General features: G+C 42.6%; 10 protein-coding genes and 1 pseudogene. 6 read left to right on the forward strand and 5 right to left on the reverse strand.

Annotated elements, in window-relative coordinates; all coding sequences use genetic code 11:
• Nucleotides 1-19: 19 nt before the first annotated feature.
• The 3 genes and pseudogenes from B9Y89_RS02195 (at nucleotide 20) to B9Y89_RS02210 (ending at nucleotide 5,426) form a co-directional block, all read left to right on the forward strand.
• Complete coding sequence (locus B9Y89_RS02195; protein ID WP_085521152.1) at nucleotides 20-1,657, forward strand: acetolactate synthase large subunit; 1,638 nt, start codon at nucleotides 20-22, stop codon at nucleotides 1,655-1,657.
• 364 nt (nucleotides 1,658-2,021) lie between these two features.
• The gene (locus B9Y89_RS02200) at nucleotides 2,022-3,569 is read left to right on the forward strand and encodes an FMN-binding glutamate synthase family protein (RefSeq protein WP_085521154.1); all 1,548 of its coding nucleotides are present in this window, start codon (nucleotides 2,022-2,024) and stop codon (nucleotides 3,567-3,569) included.
• 670 nt (nucleotides 3,570-4,239) lie between these two features.
• Nucleotides 4,240-5,426: pseudogene (locus tag B9Y89_RS02210) on the forward strand (IS3 family transposase).
• A gap of 495 nt (nucleotides 5,427-5,921) precedes the next feature.
• On the opposite strand, the gene B9Y89_RS02215 reads toward B9Y89_RS02210, so the two are convergent.
• Entirely contained in the window at nucleotides 5,922-7,841 is a 1,920-nt protein-coding gene (locus B9Y89_RS02215; protein ID WP_085521160.1) for a heavy metal translocating P-type ATPase, read from the reverse strand.
• A 260-nt stretch (nucleotides 7,842-8,101) separates the two neighbouring features.
• Between B9Y89_RS02215 and B9Y89_RS02220 the strand changes: the two genes are divergently transcribed.
• Complete coding sequence (locus B9Y89_RS02220) at nucleotides 8,102-8,572, forward strand: VanZ family protein (protein ID WP_085521162.1); 471 nt, start codon at nucleotides 8,102-8,104, stop codon at nucleotides 8,570-8,572.
• A gap of 89 nt (nucleotides 8,573-8,661) precedes the next feature.
• Here B9Y89_RS02220 and B9Y89_RS02225 read toward each other — a convergent pair whose 3' ends face one another.
• The 3 genes from B9Y89_RS02225 to B9Y89_RS02235 all read right to left on the reverse strand — a co-directional run bounded on the left by B9Y89_RS02225 (nucleotide 8,662) and on the right by B9Y89_RS02235 (nucleotide 10,705).
• A complete protein-coding gene (locus B9Y89_RS02225; RefSeq protein WP_085521164.1) occupies nucleotides 8,662-8,934 on the reverse strand; it encodes an acylphosphatase in 273 nt (90 codons plus the stop codon).
• Nucleotides 8,935-9,007: 73 nt separating this feature from the next.
• The gene (locus B9Y89_RS02230; RefSeq protein ID WP_085521166.1) at nucleotides 9,008-9,451 is read right to left on the reverse strand and encodes a TlpA family protein disulfide reductase; all 444 of its coding nucleotides are present in this window, start codon (nucleotides 9,449-9,451) and stop codon (nucleotides 9,008-9,010) included.
• A gap of 81 nt (nucleotides 9,452-9,532) precedes the next feature.
• Nucleotides 9,533-10,705 (reverse strand): MFS transporter, encoded by a 1,173-nt coding sequence (locus B9Y89_RS02235; RefSeq protein ID WP_176222069.1) that lies wholly within the window; start codon nucleotides 10,703-10,705, stop codon nucleotides 9,533-9,535.
• A gap of 106 nt (nucleotides 10,706-10,811) precedes the next feature.
• On the opposite strand from B9Y89_RS02235, the gene B9Y89_RS02240 reads away from it, so the two are divergent.
• Together B9Y89_RS02240 and B9Y89_RS02245 are read left to right on the forward strand one after the other, a co-directional pair.
• Nucleotides 10,812-11,198, forward strand: a complete 387-nt coding sequence (locus B9Y89_RS02240; RefSeq protein ID WP_085521170.1) for an OsmC family protein — start codon at nucleotides 10,812-10,814, stop codon at nucleotides 11,196-11,198.
• 61 nt (nucleotides 11,199-11,259) lie between these two features.
• Entirely contained in the window at nucleotides 11,260-12,600 is a 1,341-nt protein-coding gene (locus B9Y89_RS02245; RefSeq protein WP_254901164.1) for an MATE family efflux transporter, read from the forward strand.
• A gap of 136 nt (nucleotides 12,601-12,736) precedes the next feature.
• On the opposite strand, the gene B9Y89_RS02250 is transcribed toward B9Y89_RS02245, so the two are convergent.
• Nucleotides 12,737-13,510, reverse strand: coding sequence for a YhfC family intramembrane metalloprotease (locus tag B9Y89_RS02250; protein WP_085521172.1), 774 nt, complete (start codon nucleotides 13,508-13,510; stop codon nucleotides 12,737-12,739).
• Between the last annotated feature and the right edge of the window lie 114 nt (nucleotides 13,511-13,624).

Raw genomic sequence — 13,624 nt, forward strand, 5'->3', positions numbered from 1 at the left:
GATATAAGGAGGGTTTGTTATGCGATCAGCCGAATTACTGATAAAATGCCTTGAAAATGAAGGTGTTAAATATATGTTCGGTGTACCCGGTGAAGAAAACTTAGATATGATGGATGCGCTGCTTGACTCTGACATTGAGTTTGTGACCACCCGCCATGAAACAGGTGCTGCCTTTATGGCTGGGGTGATGGGACGTCTCACCGGCAAACCTGGTATATGCCTTGCCACTTTAGGACCCGGTGCGACCAATATGCTTACTGGCGTTGCTAATAGTAATATGGACTGTAATCCCGTCGTTGCGATTGCGGGGCAGGGTGATTTGGAACGGCTGCATAAGGAATCGCACCAAGCTTATGACTTGGGAGCCATGTATCGTCCGGTGACGAAATATACGGCAAGAATGACTGACAAAGATATTGTTCCCGAAGTGGTTCGGAAAGCAGCGAAATTAGCAGAAACGGAAAAGCCTGGCGCCACCTTTATCGAACTACCTGAAGATATTGCAGGTATGGAAGTTGAAGGGGAACCCTTAGACTATGTTGAAAACGAGTATCCCCAAGCTCAAGTTGAAAGCATTGATAAGGCAGCTGACCTTATTAACAAAGCTGAACGTCCAATACTTCTTGTTGGAAATGGCGCGACCCGCTGTCATTCTACAGAACCGTTGGTTGCTTTGGCAGAAAAATTACAAGCACCGGTCACGGAAACGTTTATGGGCAAGGGAGCGATTTCTTGGGAACATCCCCTTAGCTTAATGACGATTGGTTTGTCGGGCGGTGATTATGTCAGTTGTGCTGTTGAAAAATCTGATTTAATTGTTTCAATTGGATTTGATATGAGTGAATTTCCACCATCCAATTGGAACCCTGACGGAAGCATTCCCGTATTACATGTAGATACCCAAAATGCTGAAGTTGATAGTGCTTATCCAGTCGTAGCTAGTGTTGTAGGTGATATTACCAAAAACTTAGCACAATTAACTGAGGCCGTTAAAGAGCGAAAAGAACCGGCTAATTATGTTCAATCCATCAGAGATCAAATATTGAACGAGTATCATCAATATGAACAAGACAATGCGTTTCCGGTTAAACCACAGAAAATGATTCATGACTTGCGCGATGTTATGGGCGAGGATGACATGGTTCTATCTGATGTCGGTGCCCATAAGATGTGGTTGGCGCGAATGTATCATTGCTACAAGCCGAATACGTGCTTAATTTCAAATGGATTAGCTTCAATGGGTATCTCAGTTCCCGGCGGGATTGCATCCAAACTTGTCTATCCTGATAAAAAGGTTGTTTCCGTAGTCGGTGATGGTGGTATGTTAATGACAGGCATGGAGCTGGAAACTGCTGTCCGCCTCCAGTTACCACTTGTTATTTTTATATGGCGTGATAATGGTTATGGACTCATTGAATGGAAGCAAGAAAATCAATTTGACCGCCCATCACATATTTCATTTGGTAATCCGGATTTTGTTAAAATGGCAGAATCTTTCGGGGCTCAAGGTTTTCGTGTCGAAAAGGCAGAAGACTTAAAAGGGACTCTTGAACAAGCCTTGAAAGTCGACGGACCTGCAGTTATTGATTGTCCCGTTGATTATGGGGAGAACACAAAATTAACGGAACGATTGAATCAGTTGGAATGTGACTTTTAAAACGTTGTTTTGGGCGGCTTTATTGGGTCGCCCTTTTACATATATACTCTTTTCGTATGGATTGTTGTTATTTGGTACGCAGTTGAAATACACTTCGCTTTCCGCGGGCGACCAGTGAGCCCCCTCATGCCCACAGGATGTGGGTAGGATCAGCGTTGTCACAGGAGGTGACGAATTTAGCTGATCATCCTTAATGCGTACTCTCTGTGTTCTGCGGGGCCTCACTTTGGCCGCTGTTTCCCGCAGGAGTCTACGTGAATTTTAACTGCTCACAGCACCTAACAGTTTCTTGATTCATAACCCAATGCAACAATCTGTTATAAAAGAGCTTGCATACAAAAATTGGGGAGAGGGATGTAATAATATGGAATGGTTGAATTTTATTCTAATTGCCGTCGTTTTCTTGCTTATTTTTGCGCCATTGGCGTTTTCAATCTTTTTGCGTATGTTGGATAAAAACCAACAACAGCATTCAATTTTAAGAAACTTTCCGTTGCTGGGGAAAGCCCGCTATCTGATTGAGAAAGTCGGTCCGGAAATGCGGCAATATTTATTTGATGATGATCATGAAGGCAAGCCTTTTTCGCGTGAAGACTATCAACATATTGTTCTACCAGCTAAATATCAAAATAATATGATTGGTTTTGGTTCCAAGCGCGAATTTGATAGTCAAGGCTATTATGTTAAAAATGCCATGTTTCCCAAACAAAGGGAAGAAATGCGCGTTGATAACAGTGACTTGATTGAAACAAAAAAATATGAAATTGATGAAGATGGGTTGTTCAAGCGCAAAGAGCATCGTAAGAAAGATACGGTCAAGCCGTGGTTATTACCGGAAGAAGATGCGGTTGTGATTGGCCCGGGATGTCGGGAACCTTTTAAAGTCAGAGGGCTGATCGGCATGTCGGGGATGAGTTATGGCTCCTTGGGAGAACGGGCGATCACAGCCTTGTCCAAAGGACTAGGCATGAGTCATGGCACGTGGATGAATACTGGGGAAGGCGGTCTTTCACCCTATCATTTGGAAGGCGATGTTGATATCATTATGCAGGTCGGTCCAGGGTTGTTTGGCGTCCGGACAAAAGACGGTGAACTTGATTGGGATGAATTGAAGCATAAGGCTGACTTAAAGCAAGTCAAAGCGATTGAGTTAAAACTCGGACAAGGTGCAAAAACGCGGGGCGGCCATCTGGATGGCAGTAAGGTGTCCCCGAAAATCGCTGAGATTCGCCGGATTGAACCTTATAAAACAGTTGATAGCCCAAACCGATTTAACGAGTTTCAAGACTATCAATCTATGTTCGCCTTCATTAACCAAGTTCGTGATGTGACGGGACTGCCGGTTGGTATTAAATTAGTTGTTGGCGGAGAATCGGAAGTTGAAGATTTGGCGGAAAATATGAAAATTCATGAGGTTGGTCCTGATTTTATTACCGTTGACGGCAGTGAAGGCGGGACGGGAGCCACTTATCAAGAATTGGCTGACGGTGTAGGGTTGCCGATCCGGGCTGCCGTGCCGATTGTCGATGACATGATGAGAAAACATGGTGTTCGTGATCGTGTCAAGATCATAGCTTCCGGAAAAATGTTTACTGCTGACCGGGTTGCCATGATTTTAAGCATGGGGGCTGATCTTGTCAATATTGCGCGTGCCTTTATGATCACCGTTGGTTGTATTATGGCTCTACGTTGTCATACCAACACCTGTCCAGTCGGCGTGGCGACGACTGATGATGAATTGCAGCAAGGATTGGTTATTGAAGAGAAATCGTACAGGGTGCTGAACTATCTTGTGACCTTGCGCGAAGGATTGTATAACGTTGCGGCTGCGTCCGGATTGGATTCTCCAACGCAGTTCAGTCAAGGCCATGTCGTATTTAAAGACGAGCGCGGGCAAACGGTAGAGGTTTAACGGTTTGGGGTCAGGCCCCCACTGCTTTAACGCGGTGGGGGCCTGACCCCATTTATAAAAGGAGGTAGGTTAATCATTTCTGTTTAAGGGTGTGAAGTATTTACTTGGGAGGGCGAGAGGTAAATAGATTAAAGTTTATTATGCGGGACCGAATTATTACATAACAGGACGTTTTTATTAAAATGCAGGACATCCGCGGGACAGCACACTTCTTATGGGACAAGTACGTTCCAGAAATACTCATTTATGGGACAGAAAATTCACATAACGGGACGCTTTTATTAAAATACGGGACATCCACGGGACAGCGCACTTCTTATGGGACAAGTACGTTCCAGAAATACTCATTTATGGGATAGAAAATTCACATAACGGGACGCTTTTATTAAAATACGTGACATCCGCGGGACAGCGCACCTCTTATGGGACAAGTACGTTCCAGCATGACTCATTTACGGGACCGAAATATTACATTACAGGACGTTTTTATTAAAATGCGGGACATCCGCGGGACAGCGTACCTCTTATGGGACAAGTACGTTCCAGAAATACTCATTTACGGGACAGAAAATTCACATAACGGGATGCTTTAGAGTTAGTCTAAAAAGTGGACACGCTACAGAGAGAATTTTTACAATGAAATTATCAATCGAATGGAGCGTGTCTAAAGATGGGAAAACATTATGATGACGAATTCAAGGAATATGTTGCCAAAATGGTTGTGGATGAAGGCAAAAAAGCGGCGGAAGTATCTAGAGAAATGGATCTCCCTTATAAAACGATGACGCGTTGGGTCCGTGATTATCGGAAGAAAAAACAGTTGAAAGCCGAGGAATTGGACTATATCACCCCTAGTGAGCACAAGAAACGGGAAAAGGAATTGCTGGATCAAATTAAGGAATTGAAAGAGGAGAACGAAATCGTAAAAAAGGCGGCGCACATCTTCATGAAAAACCAGAAATAATTTACGCTTTCATGAATGAACATCGCCACGAGTTTCGAGTCGTGAAGATGTGCCAAGTTCTAGAAGTCTCGAAAAGTGGCTTTTATAAATGGCTTAAAATGCGACCCCATCAAAGTGATTGTGAAAAAGAAAAGGAACGTTTGAAGGGTGTCATTTGTCGACTTTTCTATGAGTATCGTGAAACGTATGGAAGCCCACGAATCACCCATGAACTTCGAAAACAAGACATTCATGTTTCGGAGAAAACAGTGGGGAGATATATGAGAGAAAGGGGGCTCCGTGCGGTTCCAGAAAAACGTTTTGTGACAACAACAGACTCGAATCACAGTCATCCCATTTATCCAAATTTATTGAATCGTCATTTCAATCCAGAACAGCCTGACCGTGCATGGGTGACCGATATCACTTATGTGTGGACATTAGAAGGATGGTTATATTTAGCTAGTGTGATGGATTTATATTCGCGTAAAATCATTGGGTGGCATATTGATAAAAGCTTGTCCAAAGCGTTGGTTTTAAAGGCGCTTAACCGAGCCATCCGTTTGAGACATCCTTCAGACAAGCTCATTCATCATTCGGACCGTGGCAGTCAGTACGCATCCAAAGAATATATTGAGTGCCTAAATGCACACAATATTCAAATCAGTATGAGCCGGCGTGGCAACTGTTATGACAACGCATGCATTGAATCCTTTCATGCGACCATTAAGAAAGACCGTATTTATCGTCGTCAATATAGAAGTCGTGAAGAAGCCAAAAAAGACATCTGGGACTATATCATGAGCTTTTATAATGAGAGAAGAAGTCATTCAACGCTCGGCTATGTCTCACCCAATCAATATGAACGGGCTTATTGGGCATTGACGGAGCGAAAGCAGGACAAAACAGCCTAAATACAACCAGCAACTTTATTTGGAGTGGCGGGCGTGATAGCCTCGACGGCGAGCCAATCTTTTATAATAGCTGGCTCCTTGGCCTGGAACTCACGCCCGTAGAGGCTCCATGTCAAGTTGCGACTATAGGCCGTGTTCCCTTTGATTCAAATACCCCTTACTCGACTCATGAGCTTAATTATTGCGTGTTGATTCATTTCGGTTCTCGTTTAAAGGGAAGACCAATGCCTAACTTAACGTATGGATTAAAAGTTTTTTCGTGAAAGTTTGTCCACTTTATTGACAGAAGTCCAGCTTTTATTAAAATACGTGACATCCGCGGGACAGCGTACCTTTTATGGGACAAGTACGTTCCAGCATGACTCATTTACGGGACAGAAAATTCACATAACGGGACGCTTTTATTGAAATACGGGACATCCACGGGACAACGCGCCTACAACCTATGGGATTGTTAAAAAAGGGTCTGAATACAAGTCCAGACCCTCACCTTCTTTAACCACGCAGCATCCGCAAACTATTTAAGATGACGAGAATGGTACTGCCCTCGTGTCCGATGACACCTGCTGTCATATCGAGAAATTGAACAAAGTTCGATAGAATGAGCAAGACAATCACACTTGAGGCAAACACGAGATTTTGTTTAACAATTTTGTTCAGCCTACGTGCCAATGACATAGACAAAGCTACTTTTTCCAATTTATTTTTGACAAGGACAATATCGGCTGTCTCTAGGGCTGCGTCTGTACCGCTTCCCATCCCGATGCCAATGGACGCTGTTGCGAGTGCCGGTGTGTCATTAATCCCATCGCCGATCATGGCTGTTTTTCCGTATTGGTTCTGGATATCTTTAATCACATCAACTTTTTGATCAGGAAGACATCCTGAAATATAGTTGGATACGCCTGCTTCCTCGGCAATGGTGCGAGCGGTCCGTTCATTGTCACCGGTGATCATAATCGTATAAATACCGAGTCGATGCATGCGCTCAATGGCTTTTTTAGCTTCGGGTCGGATGTGATCTTTTAAACCTAAATAACCCACTATTTGGTCGTTTTTTTCCACGAAAACGGTGATCTCTTCGCCTCCATGATCAATTTGATAGGCCGTCACAAATTGATTGACCATGCTTTCATCCATGAAGTCAGCATTCCCTATTTTATAAGTATCCGCACCAACTTTGCCTTCCACACCGTATCCGGGAACGTTTCGAATCCATTCAACATCAGGCAAATCGTGTATACCAGTCTCACGAACAATAAAATCTGTAATCGCGGTTGCTAAAGGGTGTGTGGATTGATATTCAATCGCTCCGACAGCCGCCATGACTTGCAATTGATTGGCGTTACTGGCCCAAATACTTGTTTCGACTTTTGGTTCACCTGCTGTCAACGTGCCTGTTTTATCAAAAGCAACGGCTTTTAGATGACTCATACTTTCTAGATAATAACCGCCCTTAAATAAAATCCCTTGTCGTGCTCCATAGGAGATCGCTGATAATACAGCGGGCGTTGAGGAGGCAACAACCGCGCAAGGGGATGCGACAACGAGCAAAATCATCGCACGGTATAGGGTCTCTTCCCACCCCCAACCAATAGCAAAGGGTGGAAGGACCATCATAAGAGCAACCGCGATTAAAACGATATTAACATAGTGTTTTTCAAATCGGTCGATAAAACGTTGTGTCGGTGCTTGCTCTTCTTGGGCATCTTGTACCAATGTGAGAATTTTACTAAACAAGGTTTCTGAATGGGTCTTGGTCACGCGTATAACAGCCATGCCGTCTAAATTGATGGTACCCGCGAGAACACTATCATTTCCTTGCTTCGTAATCGGAGCGGACTCTCCGGTGATTGCCGCTTCATTAACACTTGTTTGGCCGCCTTCGATGACACCATCACAAGGGATTCGTTCACCTGGTTTGATACGGATTCGGTCGTCAATACAAACGGACTCTATGGAGACCCTCTGTTCAGAGTTAGCCGTTATTAACCGGGCTGTTTGCGGTTGTAATGACATAAGTGACGATAATTCTTTTGATGTTCTGTCCATTGTATAGCTTTCAAGGGTGCCGCTGACAGCAAAAATTAAAATCAACATGGCCCCTTCTCCCCAATGACCAATCAATGCGGCGCCAAGAGCAGCTATAATCATGAGTAATTCAACATTAAGGTGTTTCTCCTTAATTGTTTCATGAATCCCTTCTTTCGCTTTATAATAACCGCCGACAACATAGGCTAAGGCAAAAACAGGCCACGCTAACATGTCAGATTGTCCGACTAGCCATCCGGTTACAATCAAAATACCAGCGGCTAGTGCGGCTATGAGTTCACTATGATCTTGTAGTTTCTTAAAATATGAAGGCGGCTTAAACGAATTGCGCTTAGGCGTCTGTTGTTCCAAATTGGCTTCCATTTGAAAACACCTTTCTATAGTTGATAACGATTTTCATAATCATTAAGTATATGCCAATGCGATATGCTGCCGCTAAGCCACGACAGCATCAAAGATAACTTTATTTATAATAATTATTATCTAATAAAGTTAATTATATAATAACATATATAATTAAAATGAAAAGCCCAATGCTCACTATTTGTATCTTTTTTCAGGTGGTAAGAGTGGGGGTTAATTGATTATAATGGACATACAGTTATAGAAGAGGTGTATATTTTATGCAGGAAGTTGCACAGGCCCCAATCATTCGTAAGCGTATCAAACGATTTGCTGCCTGTATTTTCTTTACTTATATAGCAATTTTATTGTATTTAACTTTATTTACATATAATTATTATGTCTATGGTAAATCAGTCAACTTGGTTGTATTTGATAGCATTAAATTAATGTTAGACAGTGGTAATCCCTGGCTGATGATTAAAAATATCTTGGGGAATGTGGCTTTATTTGTGCCGTTTGGACTCCTTGTACCGCTTATATTTAAAAGTGTTCGCCCTTTTATCATTAGTTTTATTATAGCGTTTGGCAGTAGTCTTTTAATTGAAGCCATGCAATTTGAGTTTGCCAAACGAATTTTTGACATTGATGACATTCTGTTGAACACGATCGGAGCGGTGTTAGGGTGGATTTTATTCAAAATATTATATGGGTTATACAGGTTAGTGTTTTATGTGATTTACCATCGGTAGTGTGAAGTGTTCTGAGGATATTTCCTTTTTTTGCGGGAGTATTTACGTTCCCTAAAAATAAGAGGTCTTCCAAAGAAAGGAACACCTCTTTAATGAACTGTTGAAAATTGTTTATAGTTTTTTAAGTGATTGATTTCTTGAAGATGAACGTCTGTGACTTTAGAAAAAGGACTGCCTGCTTTGATATTGCTGATAAACGTGTCGAGCTTCTGCGGTTCACCTTCAGCCTCAGCCTCCACGGTTCCGTCGGGCTTGTTCCGTACCCAGCCTTTTATATTGTTCTCTTCAGCTTGCTGTTGTGTGAAAAATCGGAATCCAACACCTTGCACGCGGCCATGGACAATGATGTGCATTCGCTTCATGGCAAGTCCCTCCTTAAAATAAGACAATCCGCAGTCACAAGGGACCTGCGGATTTGTCAAGTTGTCTTTAAGTTTATTTATTTCCTAGTACTCTGTTGACACGTTTGGTTAACATTTTCATGCCCTTACCACCGGCTTGAGTATGGCGCAGTTGACCGTTTTCGTCAAAAACATAATAGGCAGGTACATATTGATTGTCAAAGGCATCCGTTAACTTATGCTCATTATCAACGAAAATGGGTTGGGTGATGTTATATTGATCAGCAACCTCTTTAATTTGATCAACGTCCAAATCCTTTTCAGATCGCGGCATATGGACGGCGACGACATTCAATTGATCCTGGTATTCGTCACGGAATTCATTCACTTGCGGCATCGCTTCTTTACAAAGGCCACAGCTTACAGACCAAAAGTGAATAAGTGTTGGTTTATCGCCAATAAGATCCGATTTATTGACCTCACCGTTGAACCAAGTTGTTTCGCCCTCTAATTCAGGCATTTCATCGCGTAATTTCATAGCTGGTTTCAACCCCTTTTATTCTTAAAATCACGATTAGCTAATCCTAAGTGTAAAAAAGTTGTGTGCTCTCGTCAAAATCTACGCTTCAGAGTCTTGGCTTGTTCGTTGTGGCATGATGACTATTGCGATAAAAATCAAGAATAATATAGTGGATATGCCTAGGAAAAAACCACCGCTAGGCATGATGCGGATCATCAGACCACCGATAAGCGGGCCCAACATACTCCCGATACTAAAGCTGACCCCTGCTAAAAGATTCCCCAATGGTAAGTATGATCCCGGTAACAAATCACTGATGTAGGTCATGCCCATTGAGTATAAGGATCCAATCGCCATGCCCGATATAAGAAACACGCATGCTAGAGCAATGGGATGACCCGGGAACAAGACACCACCTATAAAGCTTAGTGTGCCAAATAAGGTCACAAATAATATAACCCGTCTGCGTCCAATCTTATCACTAAGTGAGGCTAAAGGTATTTGCGTGATCAAGCTGCCCGCGACAAAAGCGGGTAAAATATAACTAATGCTTGCAACATCAATTCCTTGTCTCATGGCAACGATGGGAAAGTTGCCGTTAAGGGAAGCCTCCAAAAAACCGTAGCCAAATGTGGTTACTAGACCCCCCCAACCAAGTATGAACACTTTTTTATACCGTTTGAGAACAGGCCCGGTTTCTTGAGCATAGGTATGTGGGTAATCATTATCAAGCAGCGATAGTACTGTTAACAAAGCAAGACATCCGCTACCTGCCGTGATAAATGGAACCCATGTTCCCAGACTTAATAAATTGACGAGGATGGGACCGACGGCAAATCCAGCCGCAAATGACAGCCCGTAAATGGCAATGTTTCGACCCTTTGATTCCTTTGGACTAGAAAAGGTAATCCACACTTGGGCAGCTAAATGCAGCATGTTATCGCTGGCACCGGCAACCAATCTTAAAAAGAACCAAAACCAGAAATGATGCCAAACAGGAAACAGAAATAGTGTGAGAGCTAAAGTGAACAGCCCTGTCATAAGGACAGGTTTGTACCCATATTTTTGCAAGGGTTTTTCTATGAAAGGTGAAGCTAAAATAATTCCAAGGTAAAACCCGGCGGCATTTAAACCGTTCAAGTCAGATGATACGTCTTGTTGTTCAAATAAGACGGAAAGTAATGGCAGCAGCATTCCCTGTGAAGCCCCGGAGACAAAGACCGCTCCGACAAGCATCCAATATCTTGTTTGTGGGGAAACTGTTTTAGACATTGTCATAACCTCAATTTAAATGGTCATTCTATTATACAAATCAACTGACAAATAATCACGTCTCGGCTATCATAATACATAATACGTATGAAAGGATGCATTGACTATGGAATTCCGTATGACAGATCAAGGCTTACAAACAAGCACTGAGTTTAACACATTGAATATCTCTTCTGATGAGGATCATGGTTTTCGCCCATTTCAACTTATGGTAGCCTCACTTGTTGGGTGCAGCTCCTCAGTAATGCGCAAGATCTTAAAGAAGAAGCGCTTAAATGTTGATGATATTACTGTGGAAACCGAAGTTACGCGAAATCCCGATCAAGCTGATCGTATCGAAAAGGTGGTCATGACTTTTCACATTAAAGGCGAAGGGTTAACTGAAAAAACGATGGATAAAGTTATGGAATTGACGCGTAAAAATTGTTCAATGGTTCAATCGGTTGTAGACAGCATTGAAGTCGTTGAACGTTATCAAATCACGAATAACTAAATAGGCTTTGTGAGTTAGTGTGGATGTTTCGCGGATATTATAAACACCGGAGTGGGGACTATTGACACAACAATTTGATTTTACACACGGGAACGTCGGTAAAAAAATGGCTATGTTTGCTGTGCCGATTCTTTTGACGAATATATTGCAGACATCTTACCAGTTCATTGACAGCCTTTGGGTTGGAAATTTATTGGGGACAGAAGCACTAGGCGCCTTATCCATGGCTTCACCCGTTATTTTCACCGTGCTATCTTTTATTATCGGTGTTAACAGTTCAACATTGACAGTCCTCTCGCAGAAAAAAGGTGAAAGTGATGACCAAGGATTAAAAGACGCCTTAAATAGCTTTGTGTTTGTGTTAGCGATTTTAGCTGTCAGTTTTGGCGTGTTGGGGATTGTATTTGCGGAAGGCTTGCTCCGTCTTCTGCAAACCCCGGAATCAGTATTGCCAATGGCGGCTGTGTATCTAAGAATTAATTTCTGCGGGATTTTATTTTTATTTGGGTACAACTTTATTAATACGATTTTAAGAGCGTTAGGGGATAGCCGTACGCCCATAAGATTTGTTTTTTTGGCCGTTCTTTTAAATGCGATACTTGATCCGCTGTTTATCCATGTTTTCAGTTGGGGAATCCAAGGAGCAGCATGTGCGACGGTGCTTGCACAAGGCAGTGCCTTTGTTTATGGTTTGATTCACTCCATTATCAAAGCCGATGTTCCATTTTCAGTTCCTCGTCTGCCGGGGAGGCAGTATTTTACGGTGATTTTCAAACTTGGGACGCCAGCAGGATTGCAGATGATGGCGATTTCAGCAGGATCAGCGGCAATTACGTCAGTGGCCGCGCTTTATGGAACACACGTTTTAGCAGGATTTGGTGCTTCGCAAAGAATAAATAATTTAATCATGATTCCCGCAACGACCCTGGGAACAGCTGTGACGAGCATGGCTGGACAGAATATTGGCGCCGGTGAGTGGGGGCGCGTGAATGCCATTACTAAGAACGGATTAATTGCAATCGTGTCTGTCATGCTTGGCATCGGGGCGTTAGTATTTATCTTTTCTGAGCAACTCATCTCTTGGTTTGTTGGTCACGATGAGACCGTTGCGTTTGGCAGTCAATATTTAAAAGCCGTGGCGTTCTTTTATCCCTTCCTTGGCATTAATTTTGTTTTGAACGGCGCTGTCCGGGCTTCGGGTGCTATGTTCCAGGTGTTAGTGTTAAATCTCATCTCGTTTTGGCTACTCCGCTATCCGTTAACTTATCTATTTGCCAAATGGATGGGTTCCGAAGGCATTGCTTTCGGCATTGCCGCGAGTTTTATCATCAGTAGCTTCTTCGCGATTGGCTATTATGTTAAAGGCGGGTGGCGCTCCATCCAAATTTTCTCTAAAGAATAGAAACGAAGAAGCTGGAACAAGAGTATATGAGTCGCAAAATCATCCGAACATAAAATCAGTTCGGATGATTTGCTTGAAATGGTGTTTTATGTAATCCCTTTATCAAATACTTCGCTTTCCGCAGACACGGCCTCCTTTATTCGAAGGATACTCGTATTTTCCGGATGCCGATAAAGGCAGCTAAACCGAGTAAAAAGATGATGCTTTCTACAAACCAGATATTTTGAAGAATGCCTGACTGGTACAATGCAGGTGCGGCGTCGAACAAAGCATGGATCCCGACAGCATACCATACATACTTGAAAGATCCTTTACGGACACCAACCAGCACTAAGAGTGATAAAAAGAGTTGCATGATGAGGGAGGCCACACGTTCAAGGCCGCTGATAAAATAAGACCAAAACGATGTACTCGTGATCTGTTCTTTCATGATTTTGGCTTGTTCTGGATCTAATTGACTGGCTACTTGATCGAATTGTCCAGCATTGATCATATTTGATAGCACTAGAGCATTAACTGCACCTATACCGCCGACCAACATAGCTTCAATACCGCCATGACCAAGGCCAAGGGATAATCCGTCACCATAAGATTGGTGCTTTTTTAACAGGAGCTTAAAACCGAAATATCGGCCGAATTCTTCAAATAAACCGGCCGCTAACATGCCATATAAAGCATACAGATAAGGGTTTGCGGACCACTTTAACGCCGGTTCATTTGGGTTCAGTAGAGCTACGTGTAACAGTTTTTCTAATATTTGACTGAAAATAATGAATACCAGGAGCCCCACACCTAGCGCCTTTATTGAGAGTAAATTTTTCCGTTTGAAAACAAATATTAATACAACCGGTAGAATAACTGATAAGACCAATTGTGCAATTATACCAGCGATTGACATCCCACTAACCATTCATGAAACCTCCGTTAAATATTAGTATTAATATCATTATCCGATAAGTGTAAATGAATATGACCGATTTGGCTATATTTTTCTGGATAACAAATGAAGAGGGTGAAAAAATAA

It is taken from the genome of Tuberibacillus sp. Marseille-P3662, from assembly GCF_900178005.1.
Classification (GTDB): Bacteria; Bacillota; Bacilli; order Bacillales; family Sporolactobacillaceae; genus Marseille-P3662.

Excerpts from the sequence above, each read along its gene's own strand:
- B9Y89_RS02195 (WP_085521152.1), top strand. The coding sequence starts at position 20 with ATGCGATCAGCCGAATTACTGATAAAATGCCTTGAAAATGAAGGTGTT.
- B9Y89_RS02200 (WP_085521154.1), top strand. The coding sequence starts at position 2,022 with ATGGAATGGTTGAATTTTATTCTAATTGCCGTCGTTTTCTTGCTTATT.
- B9Y89_RS02215 (WP_085521160.1), bottom strand. The coding sequence starts at position 7,841 with ATGGAAGCCAATTTGGAACAACAGACGCCTAAGCGCAATTCGTTTAAG.
- B9Y89_RS02220 (WP_085521162.1), top strand. The coding sequence starts at position 8,102 with ATGCAGGAAGTTGCACAGGCCCCAATCATTCGTAAGCGTATCAAACGA.
- B9Y89_RS02225 (WP_085521164.1), bottom strand. The coding sequence starts at position 8,934 with ATGAAGCGAATGCACATCATTGTCCATGGCCGCGTGCAAGGTGTTGGA.
- B9Y89_RS02230 (WP_085521166.1), bottom strand. The coding sequence starts at position 9,451 with ATGAAATTACGCGATGAAATGCCTGAATTAGAGGGCGAAACAACTTGG.
- B9Y89_RS02235 (WP_176222069.1), bottom strand. The coding sequence starts at position 10,705 with ATGTCTAAAACAGTTTCCCCACAAACAAGATATTGGATGCTTGTCGGA.
- B9Y89_RS02240 (WP_085521170.1), top strand. The coding sequence starts at position 10,812 with ATGGAATTCCGTATGACAGATCAAGGCTTACAAACAAGCACTGAGTTT.
- B9Y89_RS02250 (WP_085521172.1), bottom strand. The coding sequence starts at position 13,510 with ATGGTTAGTGGGATGTCAATCGCTGGTATAATTGCACAATTGGTCTTA.